At 70.6% G+C, this 24,909-nt stretch carries 26 protein-coding genes, 2 tRNA genes and 1 pseudogene; 20 read left to right on the top strand and 9 right to left on the bottom strand.

The genetic code is table 11. From position 1 onward, the window contains the following. The 3 genes from NCC78_RS09640 to NCC78_RS09630 form a co-directional block, all read left to right on the top strand. Positions 1–196 (top strand): hypothetical protein (locus NCC78_RS09640; RefSeq protein ID WP_250793587.1); only part of this gene is annotated, 196 nt, incomplete at its 5' end. Positions 197–281: 85 nt separating this feature from the next. Then, positions 282–1,481, top strand: coding sequence for a DUF1015 family protein (locus NCC78_RS09635; protein WP_250793579.1), 1,200 nt, complete (start codon positions 282–284; stop codon positions 1,479–1,481). 96 nt (positions 1,482–1,577) lie between these two features. Further along, positions 1,578–2,045, top strand: coding sequence for a ribose-5-phosphate isomerase (locus tag NCC78_RS09630; protein ID WP_250793577.1), 468 nt, complete (start codon positions 1,578–1,580; stop codon positions 2,043–2,045). Positions 2,046–2,129: 84 nt separating this feature from the next. Here NCC78_RS09630 and NCC78_RS09625 read toward each other — a convergent pair whose 3' ends face one another. Further along, a complete protein-coding gene (locus NCC78_RS09625) occupies positions 2,130–2,453 on the bottom strand; it encodes a hypothetical protein (protein ID WP_250793570.1) in 324 nt (107 codons plus the stop codon). Between the two features lie 246 nt (positions 2,454–2,699). Between NCC78_RS09625 and NCC78_RS09620 the strand changes: the two genes are divergently transcribed. Further along, positions 2,700–3,254 carry a hypothetical protein gene (locus NCC78_RS09620; protein ID WP_250793568.1) on the top strand — a complete coding sequence of 185 codons (555 nt, stop codon included), beginning with the start codon at positions 2,700–2,702 and terminating at the stop codon, positions 3,252–3,254. A gap of 148 nt (positions 3,255–3,402) precedes the next feature. Here NCC78_RS09620 and NCC78_RS09615 read toward each other — a convergent pair whose 3' ends face one another. Further along, positions 3,403–3,669, bottom strand: coding sequence for a hypothetical protein (locus NCC78_RS09615; protein WP_250793566.1), 267 nt, complete (start codon positions 3,667–3,669; stop codon positions 3,403–3,405). Positions 3,670–3,719: 50 nt separating this feature from the next. Next, complete coding sequence (locus tag NCC78_RS09610) at positions 3,720–4,484, bottom strand: class I SAM-dependent methyltransferase (RefSeq protein ID WP_250793564.1); 765 nt, start codon at positions 4,482–4,484, stop codon at positions 3,720–3,722. A 167-nt stretch (positions 4,485–4,651) separates the two neighbouring features. On the opposite strand from NCC78_RS09610, the gene NCC78_RS09605 reads away from it, so the two are divergent. The 4 genes and pseudogenes from NCC78_RS09605 (at position 4,652) to fxsT (ending at position 9,216) form a co-directional block, all read left to right on the top strand. Further along, positions 4,652–5,023 (top strand): CU044_2847 family protein, encoded by a 372-nt coding sequence (locus NCC78_RS09605; protein ID WP_250793562.1) that lies wholly within the window; start codon positions 4,652–4,654, stop codon positions 5,021–5,023. A 244-nt stretch (positions 5,024–5,267) separates the two neighbouring features. Beyond that, the gene (locus NCC78_RS32480) at positions 5,268–6,020 is read left to right on the top strand and encodes an effector-associated domain 2-containing protein (protein WP_250793561.1); all 753 of its coding nucleotides are present in this window, start codon (positions 5,268–5,270) and stop codon (positions 6,018–6,020) included. After that, positions 6,017–6,286: pseudogene (locus NCC78_RS32010) on the top strand (effector-associated domain 2-containing protein); the annotation flags it as partial. The gene NCC78_RS32480 and the pseudogene NCC78_RS32010, both read left to right, overlap by 4 nt. Positions 6,287–6,795: 509 nt before the next feature. Continuing rightward, the gene (gene fxsT, locus NCC78_RS09590; RefSeq protein WP_250793559.1) at positions 6,796–9,216 is read left to right on the top strand and encodes an FxSxx-COOH system tetratricopeptide repeat protein; all 2,421 of its coding nucleotides are present in this window, start codon (positions 6,796–6,798) and stop codon (positions 9,214–9,216) included. 73 nt (positions 9,217–9,289) lie between these two features. Here fxsT and NCC78_RS09585 read toward each other — a convergent pair whose 3' ends face one another. Next, the gene (locus NCC78_RS09585; RefSeq protein ID WP_250793557.1) at positions 9,290–10,516 is read right to left on the bottom strand and encodes an aKG-HExxH-type peptide beta-hydroxylase; all 1,227 of its coding nucleotides are present in this window, start codon (positions 10,514–10,516) and stop codon (positions 9,290–9,292) included. Continuing rightward, positions 10,477–10,671 (bottom strand): hypothetical protein, encoded by a 195-nt coding sequence (locus tag NCC78_RS09580; protein ID WP_250793554.1) that lies wholly within the window; start codon positions 10,669–10,671, stop codon positions 10,477–10,479. The genes NCC78_RS09585 and NCC78_RS09580 overlap by 40 nt, the downstream gene beginning before the upstream one ends. 181 nt (positions 10,672–10,852) lie before the next feature. Here NCC78_RS09580 and NCC78_RS09575 point away from each other — a divergent pair, with 181 nt between their 5' ends. The 3 genes from NCC78_RS09575 (at position 10,853) to NCC78_RS09565 (ending at position 13,967) form a co-directional block, all read left to right on the top strand. After that, entirely contained in the window at positions 10,853–11,542 is a 690-nt protein-coding gene (locus tag NCC78_RS09575) for a hypothetical protein (RefSeq protein ID WP_250793552.1), read from the top strand. 142 nt (positions 11,543–11,684) lie between these two features. Then, positions 11,685–12,458 carry a Stf0 family sulfotransferase gene (locus tag NCC78_RS09570; protein ID WP_250793550.1) on the top strand — a complete coding sequence of 258 codons (774 nt, stop codon included), beginning with the start codon at positions 11,685–11,687 and terminating at the stop codon, positions 12,456–12,458. Positions 12,459–12,842: 384 nt separating this feature from the next. Beyond that, positions 12,843–13,967 (top strand): hypothetical protein, encoded by a 1,125-nt coding sequence (locus NCC78_RS09565; RefSeq protein ID WP_250793548.1) that lies wholly within the window; start codon positions 12,843–12,845, stop codon positions 13,965–13,967. A gap of 379 nt (positions 13,968–14,346) precedes the next feature. Here the strand turns inward: NCC78_RS09565 and NCC78_RS09560 are convergent, their stop codons facing one another. After that, complete coding sequence (locus tag NCC78_RS09560) at positions 14,347–14,802, bottom strand: Rv0361 family membrane protein (protein WP_250793547.1); 456 nt, start codon at positions 14,800–14,802, stop codon at positions 14,347–14,349. Between the two features lie 18 nt (positions 14,803–14,820). Here NCC78_RS09560 and NCC78_RS09555 point away from each other — a divergent pair, with 18 nt between their 5' ends. Next, entirely contained in the window at positions 14,821–15,849 is a 1,029-nt protein-coding gene (locus NCC78_RS09555) for an aminoglycoside phosphotransferase family protein (RefSeq protein ID WP_250793545.1), read from the top strand. Between the two features lie 269 nt (positions 15,850–16,118). Continuing rightward, the gene (locus NCC78_RS09550; protein ID WP_250793543.1) at positions 16,119–16,751 is read left to right on the top strand and encodes a site-specific integrase; all 633 of its coding nucleotides are present in this window, start codon (positions 16,119–16,121) and stop codon (positions 16,749–16,751) included. A 91-nt stretch (positions 16,752–16,842) separates the two neighbouring features. Here NCC78_RS09550 and NCC78_RS09545 read toward each other — a convergent pair. Next, a tRNA-Gly gene (locus NCC78_RS09545) sits at positions 16,843–16,916 on the bottom strand. Between the two features lie 216 nt (positions 16,917–17,132). On the opposite strand from NCC78_RS09545, the gene NCC78_RS09540 reads away from it, so the two are divergent. The 5 genes from NCC78_RS09540 to clpX all read left to right on the top strand — a co-directional run bounded on the left by NCC78_RS09540 (position 17,133) and on the right by clpX (position 21,688). Next, a tRNA-Pro gene (locus tag NCC78_RS09540) sits at positions 17,133–17,206 on the top strand. 136 nt (positions 17,207–17,342) lie between these two features. Then, a complete protein-coding gene (tig, locus tag NCC78_RS09535) occupies positions 17,343–18,695 on the top strand; it encodes a trigger factor (RefSeq protein WP_250793541.1) in 1,353 nt (450 codons plus the stop codon). Between the two features lie 170 nt (positions 18,696–18,865). Beyond that, positions 18,866–19,507 carry an ATP-dependent Clp protease proteolytic subunit gene (locus NCC78_RS09530; protein ID WP_250793539.1) on the top strand — a complete coding sequence of 214 codons (642 nt, stop codon included), beginning with the start codon at positions 18,866–18,868 and terminating at the stop codon, positions 19,505–19,507. A 10-nt stretch (positions 19,508–19,517) separates the two neighbouring features. Continuing rightward, the gene (locus NCC78_RS09525) at positions 19,518–20,180 is read left to right on the top strand and encodes an ATP-dependent Clp protease proteolytic subunit (protein ID WP_250793538.1); all 663 of its coding nucleotides are present in this window, start codon (positions 19,518–19,520) and stop codon (positions 20,178–20,180) included. Between the two features lie 212 nt (positions 20,181–20,392). Further along, complete coding sequence (gene clpX, locus NCC78_RS09520) at positions 20,393–21,688, top strand: ATP-dependent Clp protease ATP-binding subunit ClpX (RefSeq protein WP_250793536.1); 1,296 nt, start codon at positions 20,393–20,395, stop codon at positions 21,686–21,688. A 25-nt stretch (positions 21,689–21,713) separates the two neighbouring features. Here clpX and NCC78_RS09515 read toward each other — a convergent pair whose 3' ends face one another. Next, complete coding sequence (locus tag NCC78_RS09515; RefSeq protein ID WP_250793534.1) at positions 21,714–22,340, bottom strand: helix-turn-helix domain-containing protein; 627 nt, start codon at positions 22,338–22,340, stop codon at positions 21,714–21,716. A 41-nt stretch (positions 22,341–22,381) separates the two neighbouring features. Between NCC78_RS09515 and NCC78_RS09510 the strand changes: the two genes are divergently transcribed. Beyond that, the gene (locus NCC78_RS09510) at positions 22,382–23,215 is read left to right on the top strand and encodes an EamA family transporter (RefSeq protein ID WP_250793532.1); all 834 of its coding nucleotides are present in this window, start codon (positions 22,382–22,384) and stop codon (positions 23,213–23,215) included. Between the two features lie 41 nt (positions 23,216–23,256). After that, the gene (locus NCC78_RS09505) at positions 23,257–24,054 is read left to right on the top strand and encodes a carbon-nitrogen hydrolase family protein (protein WP_250793530.1); all 798 of its coding nucleotides are present in this window, start codon (positions 23,257–23,259) and stop codon (positions 24,052–24,054) included. A gap of 4 nt (positions 24,055–24,058) precedes the next feature. Here the strand turns inward: NCC78_RS09505 and NCC78_RS09500 are convergent, their stop codons facing one another. Continuing rightward, positions 24,059–24,286: a hypothetical protein gene (locus NCC78_RS09500; protein ID WP_250793528.1), complete on the bottom strand. Its 228-nt coding sequence runs from the start codon at positions 24,284–24,286 to the stop codon at positions 24,059–24,061. Between the last annotated feature and the right edge of the window lie 623 nt (positions 24,287–24,909).

The following is a 24,909-nucleotide window of genomic DNA, read 5'->3' as shown; positions in this document are numbered from 1 at the left end:
TCCCGCGGACCCGCCGGCCGAACGCGATGCGGCCCGGGTGGAGGGACCTTCGGCGCCCCCGGCGGCCGAGCGCCGGGTGGCGCTGGTCGGCCTGCGCAAGGCCCTGCCGGGCACCACGGGCCGGCGGTCGGCGGGCACTCCCGTACCGGCCGGGCGGCACCGGCGGTCCGCAGCGCAGTCCGACCGCACCGGCTGAGCACCGGCGGTCGGCTCTTTCATCTGGTGGACGCCGCGCGGGTCCGGCGTCACCGGAACTTCCGTCGCCGGTAGCGTGATCGCACATGACGGTCGTGCATCCGATCGCCCGGGCCTGGATCACCACTGGCGGCACCGGCGCGCAGAACTACGACGAGTTCGCCGACGACGCGGAGATCACCGCGATCATCGGGGCGAACCCGCACAGTGCCCTCGGCATCGAGATGCCGCACCGGGCGCCGGAGAGCCTGGGGAAGTCCTTCCTCGACGCGCTGCCGGACGCGGTGGCCCGCCTGGCCGAGGCCAAGGCGGACGGCAGCTACACCCCGGCCGAGCAGGTGGTGGTCCTCTACCGGATCAGCGCGCCGGGGGAGGAGTCCGCGTACGGGCTCTGGGCGATGGTCGACACCGACCAGATCTCCACCCGCGCCGACGAGCCCGGCCTGGTGATCCGCAACGAGGACGTCTTCATCGCCAAGGTGCGGGAGCGGGTGGCGCTGGCCGAGGCGCTGGGACACCTGCTCTCGCCCGTACTCCTGCTCCAGACCGGGCGGGGCGACGAGCTGCACGCCGCGCTCGCGGCGGCGACCGAGTCGGCCGGCGCGCCCGCGGCGACCGACACCGACCAGGCCGGGCGCACCCACGCCATCTGGCTGGTCGGCCCCGGCGCGGAGCAGGACGAGCTGACCGCGCTCGCGGGCGGCGGCGAGCTGGTCGTGGCGGACGGCAACCACCGCAGCCTGGCCGCGCAGACCGGCGGGCTGCCCCGCTTCCTGTCCGTGGTCACCACGCCGGCGTCGGTGGCGATCCAGCCCTACAACCGGCTGGTCAGCGAGCTGACCACCACCCCGGACGAGCTGCTCGACCGGCTCCGCGCCGCAGGCGCGGAAATCACCGAGGTCGACGGCCCGGTCGAGGTCCCGGCGGCCGGCGGCACCGTCGCACTCCGGCTCGCCGGCCGGGGGTACGCGGTCACGCTGCCGCAGGCCGGGGGCGACCGGCTGGAGAACCTGGACCACGCCCTGGTCGAACGGCTGCTGCTGCGGGACGCGCTGGGGCTGGACCCGGGCGACAAGCGGATCACCTACGTGGGTGGCGACTACCCGGCGAGCTGGCTCACCGGTGAGGTCGACGCCGGCCGGGCCGAGCTGGCGATCCTGATCGCCCCGGTGACGGTGGACGACTTCGTGGCCGTCAACCTGGCGCGGGAGAAGATGCCGCGCAAGAGCACCTGGTTCACCCCGAAGGCCCGCGGTGGCCTGGTGGTCGCCGAGCTCTCGCGCTGAGCCGACCGGCCCGAGGCAGCAGGCCGTTGTGACGAATCCGCCTCCGTGACGCCGCCCACGCGCCGTCGCGGGGGCGCGCCTGTCAGACTGCGCGGTATGCGCGTCTACCTGGGATCCGACCACGCCGGTTTCGAGTTGAAGGTGCACCTGGTCAACCACCTGACCAAGGAGGGGTACGACGTGGTCGACGTCGGCCCGCACGCCTACGACCCGGACGACGACTACCCGGCCTTCTGCCTGCACACCGGTGACCGGGTGGTGGCCGACGCGGGCAGCCTCGGGGTGGTGATCGGCGGCTCCGGCAACGGCGAGCAGATCGCCGCCAACAAGATCGCCGGGGTTCGGGCGGCGCTCGCCTGGAGCATCGACACCGCCCAGCTGGCCCGCGAGCACAACGACGCGAACGTCGTCGCCGTCGGCGCCCGCCAGCACACCCTGGACGAGGCCACCGCCATCGTCGAGGCGTTCCTGACCACCCCGTTCTCCGGCAACCCGCGGCACGCCCGCCGGATCGCCCAGGTGGCCGACTACGAGGCCACCCGCCAGCTCCCCGAACTTCCCTGACGCCCGACGCCGATCCTGAAAGGACGGGGCCCACGGGCGCTCCTTGCACGATCGCTTCGTGGCGCGAGCGGTCCGGGCGGTGGATCAGCGGCGGGGGAGGTCCTCGCGGGGCGTCCAGTTTCGGCGGATGACCACCACGCGGGCCTCGGCCTCGGCGAGATCCTCGTCGCTGGGGCGGGCGGCGTCCCGGGCGCGCATGGCGGCCGTCACGCTCACCTGGGACGAGCCGGAGCCGACCAGGCCGCGCAGCCCCCGCTCACCCTCGTCGCCGGGCCCGCCGCGGCGGACCCGCGGCGGTTCGGTGCCGTCGGTCACGCCGGCGGTCGTCGCGCTGGGGGCCTCGGCAGCGACCTGGTCACCCCCGGGCTGGTGTCGTACCCGGCGTCGCCGTCGCTCCGTGTCCCCCATCAGCAGACCGTACCGCCCCACCGGCCTCGGCACACCGCCCTGTGCGCCGGGGTCTGCCGACGGCGGGACGGGCGGCGGGCCGGGCGCCGACGTGTGACTCGCTTCCCGGGCGGCGACGGCCAGCGGGGGATCTGTCACACCTGTGTCCGGCTGACCGGTGTGGGCTCGGCGACCGATGTGCCGGGTGGCTACCCTCGAACCCGGACGGCGCCCGGTGGTCGCCGTCGGTCCAGGGGAGGGGACGACATGGCCGACCAGACGCAGCCGTGGGCGGAGCGGACCGTCGAGGTGCCGCCGCAGCCGGGTGCCGTGGTGCCGCCGCAGCGGGACGCGTACCGGCGGGGGGTGGCCCCGGTCGGGCAGTCCCGCACGCCCCGCACGCCCCGCACCGAGCCGTTTCCCGTGGTCGAGCAGGAGCCGACCGGCACCGGCTGGCCGGGTGAGCCGGCGGCGCGGCGGCCGATGAGCTGGCACGTCGCGCAGTTGCGGCGCGGCGGCGAGTGGAGTGCGGCCGGGGCGCTCTTCGCCTTCGTCTGCTGGGGCATCTGGGCGATCTCCGGCGGCGGTGACCTGGCCGGGCCGCTGCTGATCTTCGTGCTGAGCCTGCTGGTGGCGGCCGGGCTCTTCGTGCTCGCCCGGCTGCTCGGCCGGGTGGTGCTGGAGCGGCAGCTGGGACGGGTGCGGCGCAGCGCACGCGGCGCGCACCTGGTGACGGCGGTCTTCCTGACCGGCCTCGGCGTCGCCTACCTGCAACAGACCGAGTGGGTCGTCTCCGCCTGGAACTGGATCACGAACAACTGACCGTACGCCCGGGCGGGTCGGCGTGACGCCGCCCGCCCGCGCGTCCGGTCGCGGGGTGCCGCGACCCCGGTCGTTCTGCAACCCAGGTCGGCGGGCGCTTACCCGGCCGGCCGCGGTTCATCCGCTTACCGGCCGACTCACCTGTGGGTCAGTGCTTGCCGCCGTGGCCCTCGGCGTCCGCCTTCGGCGAGGCCACCCGGGCGGCCGGGTCCTCGACGCCGGGCTCGCCGCCGTCCGGCGCCACCATGCCGTCGTAGTTGTAGACCGTGCCGTCGTCGCCGTGCTGCTTGGTGGTCCTGATGTAGCGGTGCATCATGCCGTCGATCTCCACCTCCACGAGGGCGTCGCCGCCCGCGTCGAGGGTGCTGCCGTCCCGGGGGCCGCCGACGAGGTGTGCCTTCGTGTTCGTGTCCATGGTCATGCCGTACCCGGGTCTTTCACGTGCAAAACGGGTGGCCCCGGTGGTCACCGCTGCGGTTTGTGGGCCCGGACCAGGACGCGCTGCGCGTGGGCCACGAACGGGCCGTGGCGACGGATGTGCTCGTGCAGGTCGGCGAGGCGGGCCCGGTAACGGTCCACGGAGAAGTCGGGCACCGTCCAGACGACCTTGCGCAGGAAGTGCACCACGGCCGCCACGTCGTTGAAGGTGGTCCGCAGGGCCTCGTGCCGCAGCTCGTCGACCACCAGGCCGGCGGCCCGGGCGGAGGCCGCCGCGCGGGCCGGGCTGCGCTCGTCGCCGATCGGGCGGGGACCGGTGAGGAACTGGGCGAGTTCCCGGTTGGAGCCGGGGCCGATCTGCTGGGCCAGGTACGTCCCGCCGGGCGTCAGGACCCGCGCGATCTCGTCCCAGAGCACGACGTTGGGGTGCCGGCTCACCACCAGGTCGAACGTCTCGGCGGGGAACGGGAACGCGGCGTCCTCGGCGACGTCGACCACCCGTACGCCGCGCGGTTCGAGGGTGCGGCGGGCGAGCAGGAGGTTGGGTGGCCAGTGTTCGGTGGCTACGGTCACCGGGGGAAGCGTCGGCACCTCCGAGAGCACCTCTCCGCCGCCGGTCTGGATGTCCAGTGCGGCGCGGGCCACCGCCATGCGGGCCGAGATGAGTTTCAGATATCCCCAGGACGGGCGTTCCTCGGTCGCACGGCCCTGGAACCAGGAGAAGTCCCAACCGTCGACGGGCGCGCTTTCTCCTTCGCAAAGGAGATCGTCGAAGGTCGCCGTGTCCTGCATGTGGTCAGGCTGACAGGCCACCGCCGTGCAGGCAAGCAGATATGCTCCAATGTCGCCACGGAGCGCATCCACCGACAACTGTCAGTGATCCGACAGCGGTCCGGAAAGATCTCTCGACGAGAATCCTTCGCGTGGCGGATCTTCTGCGTTTCGAATCCGATCAGGGCGTGCTTCTGATCGAGGAACACGTCGGCACCGATCTGGAACGGGTCGGTCTCCTCGACCGGATACGTCCCGCCCGGCAGCCGCTGGAAGTGGCGCTCGCCCAGATCAAGCCCGCGCTCGGCGCGGCGCTCACGGTGGTCCGCGAGATGCCGGTGCGGCCCGGTCAGGTCGAGGTCGAGATCGGCGTGACCCTCACTGCGGAGGCCGGCGCCGTGGTCGCCCGGACGAGCGCGCAGGGCCACCTGAAGGTCAAGCTCATCTGGACCACCGGCATCGACGCCGCCCCGGCCGAGGACGCTCCCTCCGGGGACGCTGCCGGGCAGGGCGCCCCGGCGGAGCGCACCGGGTCGGACGAGACCGCCGCGGATGGCTGACGGCACCGCCGGTCGCCGGCCGGCGCCGGTCCGGGCCGACCCGCGGCGGGATCGCGGATGACCGGCACCCGGTCGTTCGCGGGTCGGGTACGGATCCTCGCCGGCCACCCTCCGTCGGTCGCCGGCGCGGGCATCCAACTGACCGCCGATCACGTGCTGACCTGCTGGCACGTCGTCGACGACGGGACCGGGCCGAGCCCCGCCGGGCTGCTCGCTCGACACCCCGAGCCACCCCGAGACGCGGGTGGCCGCGGAGGTGGTCTGGTCCCGCGCCGTCGGGCCCGATGGCGACGGCGACGTGGCGGTCCTGCGCTGCGCCACGCCGTTGCCGTCCACCCCCGCCGCCCTGGCCGACCGTGGCGACGACGAACTCGACGTCCGGATCGTGGGTTTCCCGGCCAACACCCCGGCGCCGGTCGTGGTGGCGGCGAGGACCGTCGGCCCGGTCGACGCCCGCACCGGCTGGCGTCAACTCGACCGGATCTCCTCGGCGACGGCGGGGATCGACCGGGGGTTCAGCGGCGCCGGGGTGTACGACGCCGATGGCGCCGTGGTGGGCATGGTGATGGCCCGCACCAGCGTGGGGCAGCAGTTGGTGGCCTGGATGCTGCCGGTCCGGCAGTGGCGCGCGATGCTTCCCGCCGCTCTGCTGCCGCCGGCCGTCCGGACCGCCCGCGCGCCGGGGCCACTCTCGTTCGCCGAAAAGATGGCGCTGGCCCGCCTGCTGGAAGAAGTCCCGGTGGTGCAGGACCCCGACACCCGTAAATTGGTCGTCCAGTCACTGCCGAACCCGATACGGCGGTCGGTGCGCCTATTCGGGCCGCTCGGTCTCGACATGTTCGGTCTGATCCGGACGGGCTTAGAATACGACGGCGGGATCGCGTCCCTTTATCGCGTCCTGCTGGCGATGGAAGGGCCCGGGAGCAAACCTCTCCAGGCGTTTCATGACCTTGCCGAGCACCTCGATCTGCTGACCGGTACGGAGGACAATCCGTGACGACGCCCCGGCTGCCGAGCGCACAGGTGCAAGCCATCTGCGAGGCGCTGCTCTCGTTGACGGCGATGAACGACGCGAGCACCCGTTCGCTCTATCTCGACGAGGTCGAGGGCGAGCTCCGCAAGGGCCTGTCGGTGCCGAGGCACGCCGAGGTCCGCTACGACGTCTACCGCATCGTGCGCGCCTGCGCGCAGGAGCGCCGGGGCATGTCGGTGCTGCTGCAGGTCATCTCCAACTTCCACCCCGGCGCCGCCGCGGTCACCGCCGCCCAGCAGGTGTACCTCTCCTGGCTCCTCGCGCTGCTGCTGGCCGACGTCCCCGCCGAGGTGCTGACCGAGGCCGTCACCGCGGTCACGGGCCGTCAGCTGCCGCACGAGGACCACCTCGAACTCGTCGACGCCGTCGGCTGGCAGCCGACGGGTGACTGGGACGTACCCGCCGCGGTGGCGCTCGCGGGGCTGGTGCGCGCGGGGCTGGCGGCCGACGGCACGCCGTTCGAGCAGTGGCTCCGGGACGCGGCGCTGGCGATGCGGCTCACCGCCGCCGACCTCGACGGATTGCGCGTGGCTGCGAAGGCCCACTGGGCGTCGCTACGATCCCGGCAACAGGCGGCGCCGGTCGAGGCCGGTGGAGAGGAACCTGAATCCGACATGCGCAGGACGATCATCATCGAGGAGACGTCGCCCAGAGATCCCGGGAACTCATTCGGGGCGGCGTCCCGCCGCGCAACCTGTACTTCACGGGTCGGGAGAAGCAGCTGGTCGAGCTCGACGAGATGCTCTCGTCGCAGCACCGCGCCTCGGTGCTGCCCGAAGCGGCGCTGCGCGGGGTCGGTGGGGTCGGCAAGACCCAGCTGGCGATCGAGTTCGCCTACCGGTACGCGGACCGCTACCAGCTCATCTGGTGGATGACCGCGGAGGACCTCAGCGCCGTACGCACCTCGCTCGCGGCCCTCGGCGAGCGGCTCGGCCTGCCGGCGAGCACCAGCCTGGAGCAGACCGTGCGCACGGTGCTCGACGCGTTGTCCACCAGCTCGCTGAGCTGGCTGCTGGTCTACGACAACGCCGACGCGCCGCACGAGCTGGCCGCGCTGATGCCGTCGTCCAACCTCGTCGGCGAGCGTGGCCACGTCCTGGTGACCTCGCGGAACACGGCCTGGTCGGCCAGCGCGCTCACCCTGGACGTCGACGTGTTCACCCGGGCCGAGAGCATGGAACTGCTGCGCAAGCGCCGGCCGACGATCTCCGACGACGACGCCCGCCGGCTGGCCGCGGAGCTCGGCGACCTCCCGCTCGCCCTCGAACAGGCGGCCAGTTGGCTGCTCACCATGCTGTCGTCAGTCGACGAGTACCTCGTCGACCTCAAGCAGCACGCCCGTGAGCTGCTGGGGGAGGGGCAGCCCCGGCAGTACCGGGGCACCGTGCTGACCGTCGTGTCGATGGCGCTGGCTGCCCTGCGGGAGCAGAATCCCGCCGCCGCGCAGCTGATCCAGCTGCTGGCCTTCCTCAGCCCGGAACCCGTCCCGATGCGCCTGCTGTGGGAGGGGCGGCGGGCCGAGGTGAGCGAGCCGTTGCGCACCAGCCTCCAGGAGCGCAACGACATCGCCCGGGCCATCCGGCAACTGGCGTCGCTCGGCCTGGCGAAGGCGGACAACGCCGGCCGGCACGTGCAGGTGCACCGGCTGGTGCAGGCGGTGATCCGGGAGGGGCTGGCCGAGCAGGGCGACGACAGCGCCCTGGCGGACGTGCGGCGGTTGCTGGCCGCCGCCAACCCCGGCTTCCCCGACGACCGGAGCACCTGGCCGCGCCACGCCGACATCGCGCCGCACGTCCGCTCCGCCGGCCTGATCCACGGCGACATCGACGCCCGCCGCACCGCCATGGACCAGCTGCGCTACATCGACAACCTCGGCGACTTCGAGGGTTGCCGGGACTTCGCCGAGGAGATCCTGGCCGCCTGGGACCGCCCCGGTCCGGACGGCGAGCCCAGCGGCGACCCCTTGACCCTGCTGGCGTTGCGGCGGTACGCCGACGCCCTGCGCCTGCTCGCCGACCCACGCGCCGCCCAGTTCGGCCTGGCGGCGCTGGAACGGATGCGCGCGAGCCTCGGGGAGGAGCACGAGTACACCCTGGGCGCGGCGAACAGCGTCGGCGCCGACCTGCGCCGGACGGGTGACTTCGCCGCCGCTGCCGAGTTGGACCGGGGCAACCTCGACGCCCACCGCCGGGTGCTCGGCGACGGGCACCCGAGCACCCTGCGGGTGATGAACTCGATGGCCATCGACCTCCGCCTGACCGGCGACTTCGAAGGGGCGTACCAGCTCAATCTGGAGGTGGAACGGCACGCCGGCGCGGCCCTGGAGGACGGCACCTACCCGCTGGTGCTGGCCGAGGAGGCCCAGGCGCGCGACCTCTACCTGCTCGGCCGGTACGCCGACGCGTTGGAGCTGTTGGACAGGTCCCTGCCGGTGCAGCGGTCGTTGCTGGGCGCCGAACACCTCACCGTGCTGCGCGCGACCTGCATCCACATCGCCTGCCTGCGCAAGACGGGCCGGCTCGACGCCGCCGTGGCGGAGGGGGCGGCCAACCACCGCACGGTGACCCGGCGCTTCGGCGCCGACCACGTGCTGGCGGCGGAGGCGGGCATGACCTGCGCCAACGCCATGCGCGCGGCGGGTGACGCGTCGCAGGCGTACGCCCTGGCGTCGCAGGGGCACGCCACGTTCCGCAACGTCTTCGGGGAACGGCACCCGGTCACGCTCTGCGCGGCGGTCAACCTCGGGGTGATCCTGCGGGCCCGCAACTTCGACCGGGAGGCGCGGGCCCTCGGCGAGGCCACCCTCCAGGGGATGCGCGAGGCGCTGCCGGACACCCACCCGTACCTGCTCAGCGCCCGCTCGGCGCAGGCGATCAACCTGGTCCGGTCGCACCGGCTGGCGGAGGCGCAGAAGCTCTCCGCGGCGATTCTCGAGGACTCCCGTCGGCTGCGCGGGCCGGAGCACCCGTACACCCTCTACTGCGCGGTCAACGCGGCGGTCGACCTGATCGAGGTCGGCGACGAGGCCCGGGGCCGCGAACTGCTCGACGGGGCGGCCGCCGGGTTGGCGGCCCTGTTCGGGCCCGACCATCCCGAGGTCGACGCGGCCCGGGGCCAGCGGCGCATCGAGTGCGACATCGAGACCGTCGGCCTGACCTGACTGCGCCGCGCCGGCCGGGCCGTACGCCGGTCTCCGGGTGAACCGCGCCGCTCCGACCGTCGGCGCCGGTGGTTCACCCCGCGGCGATCGTTCGCCGGCAGGCCCGCTCCGCCTCCGCCACCTCCCGCCGCGCGGCGGCGTCCGCCGCCACCGGCAGGGACACGGCGGCCAGGCGTCCGACCCGCTCGGCGAGGAGATCCGTCCAGAGCCGCCCGGCCGAGGTCAGACTCGGGGCCCGGGCGAGTTCCCGCAGCGCCCAGTCGAGCTGCGCCCGCACCACCGCGAACCGCGCGGTGGCCTGGGCGGCCAGGCCCGGGTGCGCGCGCAGCGCGGCCCACACCTCGGCGACCGCGGTGAAGGCGTACGTGCCGTGCAGCAGACCGTCGATCGGGCGGGGGTCGGGGCGCCACGGCGCGAAGTAGCGTCCCGGGTCGGTCGGTTCGCAGAGCCGGACCAGACCCAGGACGGCGTTGAGCTTGCTGTGCTGGAACTCGTGCACCATCGTCACGGCCAGGTCGACGGGGGTGAGGTCGGGATCGGCGGCGAACGCTCCGAAGCCGTCGGCGTGGGTGACGCTGTGCCGACTCGTGGACCCGCCGGCCAACGGCACGAAGAGGCTCATCCCGGCGGCCAGCTCGGCGGCGTGCCCGGGGGCGCGCGCGACCAGCAGGCGCCACGCCCGCCCGACGGAGCGCTTCAGGCCGGCCGCCCGCTGCGGGGTGAGCCGAGCGGCGACCGGCAGGCCGAAGCAGTCGCGGTAGGGGTCCACGTCGTCGACGCCGAGGTCGAGGGTGAGCGACTGGTGGGTGAACCACCACCGACGGATGGGGGTCCACCGCCGCCCGGTGAGGTCGGCCGGCGTCACCGTCTGCCCGCCGCCGCTCCGGCGCAACACTCCGAGCCCCGGCACGGGCACCAGCCCCGCCCGGGGTGGCACCGGCACCGGCGCGTCCGACCAGCCGGCGAGGGCGGCCGCCGCGAGCGCCGCGAACGGAAGGTAGTCCGGTCGGCCGACGGTGTCGCGTCGGACCCGGTCGACCGCCCAGACGGCCAGCCACGGATGCCCGAGCAGCACGTCGACGGCGGTGGGCGCGGCGTCATGGGCGTGACCGAGCAGGAACGCCGACGCGGCCAGGGAGGCGTTCCGGTCGGCGAGGTTCTTGAGGACGAGCACCGTGCGGTTCCGCTGCGCGCAGCGCAGCCGGTGGAGCGCCGCGGTGTCGCCCCGACCGGCCGCCAGCCGGCCGAACTCCGACCGGGTCAGTTGGAGCCGGCTCCAGGGTCGAGAAAGCTGTTCCACCCGGCCAGCGTGGTCTCCCGAGGGCTCTTCAGCGTCGCGACCAGTTCCTCGATCCATCGGGCCAGTTCCGGATCCTCGTCGCGTAGCAGGCGGCTCAGGCCCTGCGTCGAAACGTCAACCACATCCAGGTGATCAGGTACGGGTTGCTCAGTCATCGATGTCCCGGGTTCGCGCAGGCGTGCTGATATGAAAGCACGTCGACGTCTGTGATCACCATCGGCTTGCCGGCGGTCACCACCGGTGCCGGGCGCAGCGGAACCCCGGTCCCTGGTTCCTGGTGGTGCCTCGTTTGGCCAGCACCTTGGCCGGATGACCATGGGGGGACACAATGCTCCTGTGAACAGCCAGAAGGCGACGGCGGAGAAGGTACCTGTGTGGCCTCGCGTTCTGGCCGTGGCCGCGCTCCTGGCCTGCACTCTCACCGCCGGCTGGTCCCACCTCCTGCAGGGCAACGCCCCAGGCCTGGGGGTCGCGTGGTGGCTCCCGGCAGTGATTACGGCGATCCCGGTGTTCGCCGTTCGTGGTACACCGTTCAAATACGCCTGCTTGGCAGCTGGAGTGCTGCTGCTCGTCCTGGCGGTCTTCGTGGCGTTCTGGCCCATCCCGGTCGCGCTGATTCTCTTCGTGGCTGCGGCGGCGGATCCGCAGCGGGCGCCGTGGCATGCGCGTGTGTCGGTGCTCGTCGGCGTGTCGCTGGCAGTCATTGCGAGCGTGGCGCCGGTCGAGGGAATCTACCGGGGGCTGACGTCCCCGCCGGCTGGGTTCGTTGTCCACACCAGTTCCGAGTTCACGGTGACCGAGCCGGCGTTCGATCGCGTCGTCCAAGGAGCCGCGAGCGGCTACGGCGTGGAAAGTATGACTACGGTGCGCGCGCCCGACCACGAAGGGCTCAGCATCACCGTCCAGTTCCGCCCTGACCTGCCCGTCGACGGGCAGGAGCGGCTCCGGCGACACCTGACGGAGGCGCCCGGTGTGACGAAGGTCTGCTCGTGGTACCGGGACAACCACCTACGCTCCCGCTGCTAGCAACATCTACCAGCCACCGCGAGCGGGAGATCGCCCGCGGCGGCTGCGGCCTGTCCTGCCCGTACCGATGGCTGTACGAGCCCAGCCTCGTGCGCACCGCAACTCGGTTGCGGGGCGTCCGGTGTTGCGGTTACGTGCGGGCATGCCCCTGGGATCCGTCGATCGTGTCGACTCGTACTTCATCTGCGGCACCCCTCGCACGGGCAGTTCGCTACTCCTCGGGTTGTTGGAGTCCACGGGTGTTGCCGGTCATCCGCAGGCGTACTTTCGTTCGCCTGACGAGCCGCTGTGGGCCGACCGCTGGCAGATCCGCCGCACGGTGGAGAGTGGCGTCGACTACGCGGCCTACGTCGAAGCCGCACTGGCCTTTGGCCGGACGGAGAACGGCGTGTTCGGCGCAAAGCTCATGTGGGGAACCCTGGACGAGGTGGTCGACAAGCTGGCCGGGGTCTACCCGGACCTTGGCGGCAACGACATCGCGCTACTGAACCGGGCATTCGGCCGCACCCGCTTCGTCTTCCTGCGACGCGACGACGTACTGGCACAAGCGGTGTCCTGGCTACGCGCCGAGCAGACCGCCAAGTGGTTCATCGGCGGCAACGGAGAGATCAGCGGTAACGCCGGCAATGGGCAGGCACCCAGCTTCGACGCGGACCGGATCACGCACTACATCGAGATCATCACGGAGCACAACGCGGCCTGGGACGCATGGTTCGCCTCGTGGGGGATCCAACCGCACCTCGTGCGCTACGAGAACCTCGACAAGGACGCGGTCGCCACCACGCACGACATCCTCCACTTTCTCGGGCTCGACGTGCCGGCCGGATCCAGCATCGCTGCCCGACATCAGCGCCAGGCCGACGAACTCAACCGGCAGTGGATTGAGCGGTACCGCGCAGAGGCGCGAGACAGCTGATCTGACGATCAGCGGATCTTTGAGGAGGGCCGGCGTCGGCTAATCCACGTCGGTGAGCAGGCGCCCCGCCCCTTGTTGCCGGGGGCGGAACGATCAGGTTCAGGCTGTGCCAGGTGCCCGTTCCGGACCGGTGATGACCTCTGGATCGGGCACGCTTCGGGCACGACGAGCGGCAGGTGACTGACGGGCATGGCACGAGTCAGGCAACGTTGTCGCGGCTCGCCGATGTCTGGGCTGGTTCCGTCACCGGCTGCCGATTCTCGTTGGGTAGGCGCGCAGCGGCATCCCCAGGCGGGTCAGGGTGCGCGCGGGACAGCGAACCATGCCAGGATATGTCACCCAGCCCCCGTCTGGGATTTCCTGTGGTCACCAAGGGAGCCCGACGTGCCTGAACTTGAGCCCCCTTCCGCGGGCCGGCCTTGGTCACGCTGGCTTCCGACCATTGCGGTGATCGCCAGCTTGGCCGTTGCCTTGGCTGTCGGCGTCTTCGTTGCCAGTGACAGGGACAAGCCCGGAAATGTCCAGGCTGCCAGCGTCATTACCGAGGTTCGCTGGCAACAAGCGGTGATCGATCTACCGAAGAACTCCGACATGCCCTGCCCTACTGGCAGACAGCACATGCGGCCGGTCAAAGGCGGTGGTGTCCTGGCGAGCTTCGCGTGGGCTCCGGCCGGGGACAGCAGTCAAAAGCTGATCCTGAATTCCCGTGAGATCGCCTATGGTGACCTCACCGGCGACGGCGAGCCGGAGGCCATCCTCAACATCTTGTGTAGCAACCTACCCGCAACAGCTCTGCGGAACGGTCTTCGGGGCGGGCAACTTCTCGTGGTCACCATGCGAGCCGACCATTCGTTAAAGGGTCTAGGTTATGCCGGGCAGGCTTACGCCGATTATCCATCCTTTCGGGTGGAGAACCAGAAACTCATGGCGCAGGTTTGGTACGGACGGATCGACCCCATCGGAGCGGCCTATGCGGTGTACGCACCGGCCCACTCCCGCACCTATCAATGGAACGGCACCCGATTCGCGCAAGCGGCCGGCCGGACGTCCCCGCTGCTCCTGAGGTCGATGGAGCGATCGGTTGGATCTCCCGTAAGGCTGGCGACGATCATGCGGGACGGTGCATCCGTCTGCCCAGGTCGAACCGCGCGATTCGACGAACGTGGGCTCCAGACTGACGGCGTCATGTATAAAGTCACCAGCAACATCAGACCTACGGACTTCGACCATGACGGCAATCAAGAGCTCCTTGCTCAGGTGCGATGTACAGGCAACAGAGGGACCTTCGACTCCCTCTACCTGTTCGGTCAAGGTGTAGACGAATTCGTAGTGCTTGACGTGCCTATCGCAAACGGTGGGCAATACGTGATTCAAGATGGTTGGCAGGTAAAGGGCAACGCCCTTACCGTTAACGTGACGCTTCTCGCAACCGGCGAGACCGGCGCCTACAGTATTGTCTGGAACGGCAAAAAATTCGAGAATGGACTTGGCGCCTACCAAGAAGCGTGAGAGTGGAGAAATCTCCAAACAGGCCATCAGGAGGCGGGCACCGCCGAGGTGACGACCACTTGCCGGGTAGCAAGGCCGAAGACAGCGCGACGAAGTGACTGGGGGTGACCATGACCGCCTCCGTCAGCGTCACCGGCGAGCTGCCCCACTCCGGGCTAAACCCTCCAAGCCGCGAGGCGGCGGAAGATCCGTCGAAATTGGACCGATCGGCGGTTTGACCTGGCGCGCGGTCCTCGGCTGCCTGGCCGGCGTGGAGCGGCAGCGGAGTGCAGGCCGCGCGCCCTGGCGGCGGCGCGGGCGGCCCGTTCAGGGCCGCCTTGAAGACGTATAGAAAGTTCTCACCGGCTCTCTGACGTGGCGTTGTCCGGTGCGTGCAGGCTCAGTACGGCTGGCCGCACACCTTCCAGGCGCCATCCTCCTGCACCAGCGGGAATATGTGCTGGTCGGTGAAGCCGCTGTCCAGCGTCAGGGCCATGCTTACCGTCGCCGACGTGCGGCCGTTGACGCTCGACACGTTGACGCCGTTGACCTTATGGCCGCGGATCTTCGGCTGCTTGGCGACGCCCTGGACGAAAACGTCCCTCGTGAACCTGCCGCGCGTGTCGCTGCACAACAGCCCGTACGCCACGTCCGCATCGCCGGCCTCCAGGTCGCTCACGAACGACTCGGCGGCCTGCCGCGCCGGATCCGTCGCGCCCTTGACCCCCTTGCGCAGAAAGAAGCCGCCGACGCCAGCGCCACCGCAGCACAACACGACGACCACGCCTACAACGATCAACACGATTCGCAGCGTCCGCCGCTTCGGCGGTTGGGGCACCTGATACGGGTGGGTCATAGGTAGCGACGGTAGGGGATGCGAGAAATCCTCGATGCCCCCGAACGGCCGAGCCTGTCGAAGATCCGCGTCTTTCCCTGTCAGCATGCGCGGACCGACAGTCTCGGTCGCGTCGAGGTCGCCGACCGCGACGACATGCCGTTAGGACTTCACGATCCACGTGCTGAGGCCCGGCGGACCGAGGCAGTGCTCGACCCGTCAGCGGTCGGTGTCGTGCACAAGGCCGCCGGGCAGCGGGAGCGGTCAGCCGCGCAGTCGCACGCGATAAGGCCGGTGACGTCGGTGGTCATCCCCGCGATAATGGCCGACGTGGAGGAGGTCGAGGTCGTCGTCGCCCATCACGAGCGCGCGATTCTGCGGGTCGGTGACGTGTTCCTGAAGATCGACGCTGATCAGACCCGCACCGATGTCGAGGTCGAGGCGATGGCTATGGCGCCGATCCCGACTCCGGAGGTCCTGTGGCGGAAGCCGCCCGTGCTCGCGCTCGCCGCCCTCCCAGGGACGGCACTCGGCCGCCTCGGCGAGCCGTCAACCGCGTCGTCGGCGGCGTGGGCGGCGGCGGGTGCAGCCGTACGGATGCTGCACGACGCCCCGCTGCCGCCATGGCCCGGTCGGAGCCTCGGCGAGTTGGCATCGCACCTCGACGACGAATGCGAGTGGCTCGTCACGAACGGCGTCCTTCCCACCGACGTGGTCACGATAAACCGCCGGGTTGCCGAGGCTGCGCTCCGGCCGTGGACACCGGTGTTCACGCACGGCGACCTGCAGGTCACCCACGTGTTCGTCGACGGTGACGAGATCATCGGCGTGGTCGACTGGTCCGAGGCGGGTCAGGGCGATGCCCTGTACGATCTCGCCAGCTTGACGCTCGGACACGAGGAGCACCTTGGCGACGTCGTCGCCGGCTACGGCACCGACGTCGACCTCGACTTGATCCGCGCGTGGTGGTCGTTGCGAAGCCTGCTGGCAGTCCGCTGGCTGGTCGAGCACGGCTTCGACCCGTCCTCGCCAGGCTGCGAGGTCGACGTGCTGAGATCCCGGCTGTGAGGCTGCACGAGCCCGACGGCCACGAATGCTGTTCTGCCGCATCGAGCGGGCCATCCCCTGAAGCGACTGTGACAGCAGAGCCCGGACGGGGAGTGACCGTTGATTCCGAACCAGCAGCGCTCCCGCTGGCAACCTTCACCAGCCTCCGCTACGGCGAACTCGCCGCCTGCGGCGCAGCGACCTCGACGCCGGCCTGACCACCGTCGCGGCACTCCGGAGCCCAAGCGGTCAAGGCGTACTGCCTGCTGCGGGCGATCCTCAACACGGCGGTGCGGGAGGACGAGATCTTTCGGCAGAAGCCGTGTCGGATCAAGGGCTATGACCGCTACCACACCGCCGAGCGGCCCACCGCCACGATCGCGCAGGTCTACGCTCAGGCCGACGCCATGCCGGCCCGCTTCGCCGCGCTGATCATTGTCGCGGCCCTCTCGGGTCTGCGGTGGGGAAAGCTGGCTGCCCTGCGCCGCTGCGATGTCGACCTGGACGCCGCGACCGTGCGGGTGCCCCGCAAGCTCGCCGCGCTGAAGGATCGTCTGAAGTTCGGGCCGACCACGAGATCGCCGCCGCGATCGATCACCGGATTGCCACGAGGGCTCGGCGGGCGCGGAGCGCCAGGCATGCGCTCGCAGTTGCCTTACTGCTCCGGTGGTCTTCGGCTGGCGTATGCAGCCTTGACGATTCGGCCGGCCCTGTCGAGAAGGAACCAGGGGTTGTTGTCTCTTACCCCGGCGTTGGTCCAGACGCGGAAGCCGAGGAGTCTGCGACGCACGCGCACTGGCTCCTGCCACGGCCAGCCTCTGCGGTCGCATTCCACCTTCGCAGTCGTGCGAACGTCGCCCAGGGAGGCATGCCACCACTTCACGCCACAGATCGTGTCAGCAGGGCGACCGTCAGGGAACTAATGGCACGCGGATGGCACGCAAGATCCGGCATGGGGGAGAGTTGGAAGGGCCCAGGTTCCGCGATCGTGCGGTCTACCTGGGTCTTCGTCGGTGGAGCGGGCGACGGGAATCGAACCCGCACCGTCAGTTTGGAAGACTGAAGCTCTGCCATTGAGCTACGCCCGCGTGCATCCCGACGCTCCGGGACGCGCCGACAGCCTACCGAATGCCCGCGTCGGGCGCGCAGCCGCGTGCCGCCGTGTCGACCGCCGAGCCGCCGGACGACTTCCCAGAAGTTGTCCCCTCCGGGCATCCGGGAGGCGACACTTTCCCCGAAGTGGGGACGTCGCGGACGCCCCGGCACTCCGGGCGTGTGTCGACGGCATAGACTGCTCGTCGCCACGGGGTGTGGCGCAGCTTGGTAGCGCACTCGCTTTGGGAGCGAGGGGCCGTGGGTTCAAATCCCGCCACCCCGACTGTCGACCGCGGCCGAAGCTCCGGGGCCGCCATCTGTGCGGTCCCGGGCGCTGCCGGTGTGTACGGCCGGCTCGCCTACACTCGATGGGCTGAATCACGCCCAGACTCAACCGAGATCCGTCAAGGAGTACGCCTGTGAAGAGCACCGTCGAGACTCTGAGCCCGACGCGCGTGCGGCTCGCCATCGAGGTGCCGTTCGTCGAGCTCGAGCCGAGCCTCAAGAAGGCGTACCGGGAGATCGGCCAGCAGGTCCAGGTTCCCGGCTTCCGCAAGGGCAAGGTTCCGACCGCCGTGATCGACCAGCGGGTCGGCCGGGGCACCGTCCTCAACGAGGCGGTCCAGGAGGCCATCCCGGAGAACATCCTCGCCGCGGTGCGCGAGCACGACCTGAAGACGCTCGGCCGCCCCGAGGTCGAGATCACCGAGTTCAACGACGGTGACTCGCTCAACTTCACCGCCGAGGTCGACGTCCGCCCGGAGATCACCCTGCCGGACCCGGCCACCATCGAGGTGACCGTGGACGAGCTCCAGATCGACGACAGCGAGATCGACGAGCAGGTGAAGAGCCTGCGTGAGCGGTTCGCCACCCTGAAGACCGTCGAGCGCGCCGCCGCCGAGGGCGACTACGTCCAGATCGACCTGAACGCCACCGTCGACGGCGAGGACGTGCCGGGCGGCTCGGCGAGCAACATCTCCCACGAGGTCGGCAGCAAGCAGCTCCTCCCGGGTCTCGACGAGGCCGTCGTCGGCCTGGCCGCCGGCGAGAGCACCACCTTCACCACCCAGCTCGTCGGGGGCGACTTCGCCGGCCGCGACGCCGAGGTGGCGGTGACCGTCCGCACGGTCAAGGAGAAGGAGCTGCCGGAGCTCGACGACGAGTTCGCCCAGATGGCGAGCGAGTTCGACACCATCGAGGAACTGCGGAACGACCTGCGCGAGCGGGTCACCCGGGGCAAGCGGGTCGAGCAGATCTACGCCGCCCGGGACAAGGCCCTCGAGCAGCTGGTCGCCGCCGCCGAGGTGCCGGCGCCGGAGGGTGTCGTCCGCGAGGAGGTCGAGAGCCGCAAGGCGGCGATGGTCGACCAGCTCGAGCGGATCGGTGCCTCGCTGGAGGAGTACCTCGCGGCCGAGGAGAAGACCGAGGAGCAGATCGACGCCGAGCTGACCGAGGCGGCGACCGAGGGCGTCAAGATCCAGCTGCTGCTGGACACCCTCGCCGACGCCGAGGAGGTCCAGGTCTCCGACGACGAGTTCGGCCACGAGATCGTGCACCGGGCGCAGCGCGCCGGGATGGCTCCGCAGCAGTACTACGACCAGCTGGTCCGCTCCGGCGCGGCCGGGGCCGTCTTCGGTGACGTGCGTCGCGGCAAGGCGCTCGCCTCGGTCATGGAGCGCATCAAGATCAAGGACGCGGCCGGCAACGAGGTGACCCTCGAGGCGCTGCGCGCCGCGAGCGAGGCCGAGCACGACCACGAGCACCAGCACTGATCGTCGGGTGAGGCCGCCGTCCGCCGCTTTCGGTGGGCGGCGGCCAAAACCCTTTCCGGGTACGGCTCGGGCAGAGCTGCGCTGATAGCGAACACTGCCCGGACCGGGACTCTGCCGCCCGGGTGAGCGGTTAGTGTCGGTGAAGACGGTACGGAGAGCGAAGGGCTGCCATGACCGACATGCACATCCCCAAGAAGTCGCTCCGGGCGCTCGAGGCCCGCGGTGGCGACTCCATTGGCAACCTCGACGACTCGGTCTACAACCGGTTGCTCAAGGAACGGATCATCTTCCTGGGCAGCGAGGTGACCGACCAGGTCGCCAACCGCATCTGCGCGCAGCTGCTGCTGCTCGCCGCGGAGGACCCGGACCGCGACATCAACCTCTGGATCAACTCGCCGGGTGGCTCGGTCTACTCCGGCATGGCGATCTACGACACCATGCAGTTCATCGACAACGACGTGTCGACCGTGGCGATGGGCATGGCGGCCTCGATGGGCCAGCTGCTGCTCTGCGCGGGCACCAAGGGCAAGCGCTACGCCCTGCCGCACGCGCGGATCATGATGCACCAGCCGTCCGGCGGCTTGGGCGGCACCGCGTCCGACATCGCCATCCAGGCGGAGCAGATGCTCTACACCAAGCGGATGTTCCAGGAGCGGGTCGCGCACCACACCGGCCAGAGCCAGGCGCAGATCGAGGCGGACTCGGACCGTGACCGCTGGTTCACCGCCCAGGAGGCGATGGACTACGGCTTCATCGACAAGGTGATCATCGGGGCCGCCCAGGTTCCGGATGGCGCCGGGACCCTGAGCTGAGGAGCTGACGATGACCGACCTGAGCCTGCCGCCCCAGTTCGCGGCCGTGCACAACCGTTACATCCTGCCGTCGTTCGTCGAGCGCACGTCGTACGGGGTCAAGGAGTCCAACCCGTACAACAAGCTCTTCGAGGACCGGATCATCTTCCTCGGCGTCCAGGTCGACGACGCGTCGGCCAACGACGTGATGGCGCAGCTGCTGACGCTCGAGGGCACCGACCCGGACCGCGACATCATCATGTACATCAACTCGCCGGGTGGCTCGTTCACCGCGATGACGGCGATCTACGACACCATGCAGTACGTCCGGCCGGACATCTCGACGGTCTGCCTCGGTCAGGCCGCCAGCGCGGCGGCGGTGCTGCTGTCGGCGGGCACCCCCGGCAAGCGCATGGCCCTGCCGAACTCGCGGATCATCATCCACCAGCCCGCCACCGAGGGTGGCTACGGGCAGGGCTCGGACATCGAGATCCAGGCTCGGGAGATCCTGCGGATGCGGACGCAGCTGGAGGAGATGCTCTCCCGGCACTGCAACCGGCCGCTCGAACAGGTCCGGAAGGACATCGACCGTGACAAGATCATGACGGCCGAGGAGTCCAAGGAGTACGGGCTGGTCGACACGATCCTGACCAGCCGCAAGAAGGGCCTGCTGGCGGCCAACGCCGCCAGCTGAGCAGTACCACGTCGGAGGTCGGTCGGGCCGTGGGTTCCGGCCGGCCTCTGACACACCCGTTTTGGGGGTCGGAGAAACCTCCGCCAGCGGGTAACGTCGGGTCTGTACCGCTCCGCCGGCTCGGACCGGCGGGATGGATTGAGACGGACGGGCGCTCCGGCGCCCGCAGGTCAGGGCCGGCGCACCGGTCGACGAGTGCAGGGAGAACGTAGGTGGCACGGATCGGTGACGGCGGCGACCTACTGAAGTGCTCGTTCTGCGGGAAGTCGCAGAAGCAGGTCAAGAAGCTCATCGCGGGCCCTGGGGTCTACATCTGCGACGAGTGCATCGACCTCTGTAACGAGATCATCGAGGAGGAGCTGGCCGAGTCCGGCGAGGTGAAGTGGGAAGAGCTTCCCAAGCCGATGGAGATCTGCCAGTTCCTCGACAACTACGTCGTGGGGCAGGACCAGGCCAAGAAGGCGCTCGCGGTCGCGGTCTACAACCACTACAAGCGCATCCAGGCCGAGGCGGCCGGCGCGCCGGGTTCCGGCAGTGACGCCGTCGAGCTGGCCAAGTCCAACATCCTGCTGCTCGGCCCGACGGGGTGCGGCAAGACACACCTGGCGCAGACCCTGGCCCGGATGCTGAACGTTCCGTTCGCCATCGCCGACGCCACCGCGCTGACCGAGGCGGGCTACGTCGGCGAGGACGTGGAGAACATCCTCCTCAAGCTGATCCAGGCGGCCGACTACGACATCAAGCGGGCCGAGACCGGCATCATCTACATCGACGAGGTCGACAAGATCGCCCGGAAGTCGGAAAACCCGTCGATCACCCGCGACGTCTCCGGTGAGGGCGTCCAGCAGGCGCTGCTGAAGATGCTGGAAGGCACGGTGGCCAACGTGCCGCCGCAGGGCGGGCGCAAGCACCCGCACCAGGAGTTCATCCAGATCGACACCACCAACGTGCTGTTCATCTGCGGTGGCGCGTTCGCCGGGCTCGACCAGATCATCGAGTCCCGCACTGGGCAGGGCGGCACCGGCTTCGGCGCCCGGCTCCGGTCGGTGTCCGATCGGTCGACCGACGACATCTTCAGCCAGGTCATGCCGGAGGACATGCTCAAGTTCGGCCTGATCCCCGAGTTCGTCGGCCGGCTCCCCGTGATCACCAACGTGCGCAGCCTGGACCGCAGCGCCCTGGTGCGGATCCTCACCGAGCCGCGCAACGCCCTGGTCCGGCAGTACCAGCGCCTCTTCGAGCTCGACGGCGTCGAGCTGGAGTTCGACCAGCCGGCGCTGGAGGCCATCGCCGATCAGGCCATGCTCCGGGGCACCGGCGCCCGCGGCCTGCGGGCCATCATCGAGGAGGTCCTGCTCTCCGCGATGTACGAGGTGCCGAGCAACCCCGACGCCGCCCGGGTGCTGATCACCCGCGAGGTGGTCCTGGAGAACGTCAACCCGACGATCGTGCCGCGCGAGTTCACCGGCCGGCGCGCCCGCCGGGACCGCGAGGAGAAGTCGGCCTGATTACGACATCGCCGCGCCCGACCGCTCAGGTCGGGCGCGGTCGTCGTGAACGGGTCCGTCGGTCCCACTCGCCCGACGGGGTGACGACCACCATCACCAGCCGGCACGGCCGCGGGCCGTCGTTGCGGTAGCCGTGGTCGCGGTCGGCGTGGAACTCGATGGTCTCGCCCTCGCCGACCACGTGGTCGTCGCCGTCGACCCGCACCACCACGGTGCCGGCGAGCACGTGCAGCACCTCCCGGGTGCCGCGGGGATGGTCCGGGGAGCGGTGTTCCTCGCCGGGGTGCAGCGTCCAGTCCCAGAGTTCGACCAGGTCCGGTTCGCCGATCCCGCTGAGCAGGCGGGCGGTACCGCCCCGGGTGCCCTGCCAGAGCAGCGGCGCCTGCGCCGCAGGGACGATCTTGACCGTCCGCTCCTCGGTCGGTTCGAGCAGCCGGGCGATGTTCACCCCGAAGGCGTCGGCGACCCGGCACAGGGTTCCGATGCTGGGGTTCGTCCGGCCACCCTCGATCTGGACGAGCATCCCCTTGCTGACCCCGGACCGGCCGGCGAGTTCCTCGAACGACCAGCCTCGGGTGGCGCGCAGGTCGCGCACCTGGCGGGCCACGGCGGAGGTCACCGCGTTGACGCGTCCGGTCCCGGCGTCGGTCATCACACTATCCTTCACGGTCACTATCGTGGTACGACGGATTCATGCTTCCCATTGTGCTGGCGGCGGTCTCCGCCGTGGCGTTCGGCACGGCCGACTTCTCCGGCGGTAAGGCGTCCCGCCGCGCGGACCCCATCGCGGTCACGGTCGTCTCGCAGCTGATGAGCGTCCCCCTGCTCGTGCTGCTCGTCCTGGTGGTGCCGGGCACCCCCACCCGTGCCGACCTCGGCTGGGGGCTGGCTGCCGGTGTGGCCGGCGCCGCCGGGGTCATGCTGCTCTACCGCGCCCTCGCCGGCGGCATGATGGCGGTCGTCGCCCCGGTCACCGCGATCACCGCCGCGATCGTGCCGATCGGCGCCGGCCTGCTCACCGCCCACTGGCCGGGCGGCCTCGCGCTCTGCGGCGCGGCCCTGGCCGTACTCGCCATCGGGCTGGTCAGCCTGGGCGAGGGCGGCACCCGGGGCAGGGTGTCGCCACGCATCGTCGGGCTCGCCCTCGCCGCCGGCGCGCTCTTCGGCGTCTTCTTCGCCCTGCTGGGTCAGGCGGGCGAGGAAGCCGGCATGTGGCCGGTGGCCGCGGTCCGGGTCAGCTCGATCGCGTTCGGGCTGGCCATCGCCGCCGGCACCGGGGTCCGGCTACGGCTAGGTCCCGGCGTGCTCGGGTGGGCCGCCGCGGCCGGGCTGCTCGACAGCGTGGCGAACGCGCTGTACCTCGCCGCCGCGAGCCGGGGTCACCTCAGCATCATCGCTGCCATCGCCGCCCTCTACCCTGCCAGCACCGTGCTGCTCGCGCTCGCCGTCGATCGGGAACGCCTGCGACCGGTCCAGGTGGCCGGGCTGGGCTTCGCCGCCGGCGCCCTGGTGCTGGCGAGCATCTGACGCTGTCGCGGCCACGGGCTTCCGGTCGTACGCTGATCCCCATGCGCGTCGCCGTCTGCCAGCTCAACGCCCGGGACGACCGTAAGGCCAACCTCGCGGCCGCGGAGGCCCTGCTGGAGCGCGCGGCCGCCGCCGGCGCGGACCTCGCGGTCCTTCCGGAGTACGTCGACTACCTCGGGCCCGCCGCCGGGCTCCCCGCACCGGAACCGGTGGACGGCGAGGTGGGGGAGTTCTTCGCCGGCGTCGCGCGCCGACTCGGCATCTGGCTGATCGCCGGTTCCTTCCACGAGCGGGGCCCGGACCCGACCCGCACCTGGAACACCTCGCTGGTCTTCGACCGCTCCGGCGCGCTCGCCGCCAGCTACCGCAAGATCCATTTGTACGACGTGGAGATCCCCGGCCGGGTCTCCTACCTGGAGTCGGCCACCGTCGCGCCGGGGGACCAGCCGGTGGTCGTCGACGTCGAGGGTCTCCGGGTCGGGCTGTCGATCTGCTACGACCTGCGCTTCCCGGAGCTGTACCGGCAGTTGGCCACCGACGGCGAGGCTCAGCTGCTGGTGGTGCCGGCGGCCTTCATGCTGCACACCGGGCGGGATCACTGGGAGGTGTTGCTGCGCGCGCGGGCGATCGAGAACCAGTGCTTCGTCGCCGCGGCCGGGCAGACCGGCGACCACGAGCCGGGCCGGACGTGCTTCGGGCGGAGCATGGTCGTCGACCCGTGGGGGATGGTGCTGACGCAGGTGCCGGACGGTCCCGGCGTCGCCGTCGCCGAACTCGATCTCGACCGTCTGCGGACCATCCGGGCCGAGGTGCCGAGCCTGGCGAACCGCCGGCTCTGACCAGCTATCCCTGCAGCAGTACGCCCACCACCGCGAAGCCGGCGATGGCGGCGGCGGTGACCAGGAGCGCGGTGGTCATCCGGGACCGCCCCCGCCGGGCCAGCCGGCCCACCGAGACCACGACGACGAAGAGCACGAAGGCGCCGATGACCAGCTGCCAGAACGGCAGCAGCAGTCCGAGCAGCGCGTCCTCGGCGAGCACCGTCGACCGGGAGCGGGGGAGGTCAGCCATGTCAGACACTCTGGCACGTCCGCGACGCCTGCGGATCCCGCGACGGCAACCGGGGGCGGGTAGAGGCACAGCTGGCGCCCTTGGAATTCCAGTGACGGCCACTGATTTGCCATCTCCCGGCCGTCCGCGTAACTTTCTCTCTGCACGCGGGAGGCCGGACAAACCGGCCGAGAGCGGGCACCAGGCTCGTGGCGGAGACGCCGAGCGAGGCTGAGGATCGGGCGGGTGCGGAACACTCCGGAGACGGGGTTGCGGACGCGGAGCCGGCCGGGTAGGGTTTTGAAGCCGGCAGGAGCCGGGCGGATGGCCGCGAAGCGGCGATCGGCCGGTCTGCCACTTCCCACGATAGAAACGACCGCCGAGTACGGCGTGCGTCAACGCGGGTCTGGTGCGCCTCAAGGTGATCACCTCGGAGACGAGGTTGACAACGCGGGGCGGGCCGAGTAAGGTAGAGGAGTTGCCCCAAGCGGGTTCTCACAAAGTGAGACGCCGGTTTGGTGTGTGGTTGTTCTTTGAGAACTCAACAGGGTGCTTGATAAGCCAGTGCCAATTATGATTTATACCCCGGACTGGTCGGGCTTCGGCTCGGTTGGTCTTGGATTCCTTTGGCAACATTGTTTGTT

It is taken from the genome of Micromonospora phytophila (assembly GCF_023656545.1).
Lineage (GTDB): Bacteria > Actinomycetota > Actinomycetes > Mycobacteriales > Micromonosporaceae > Micromonospora > Micromonospora phytophila.
Note: the sequence above shows the minus strand (reverse complement) of the source record. Positions and strands in the feature narration are given on the sequence as shown.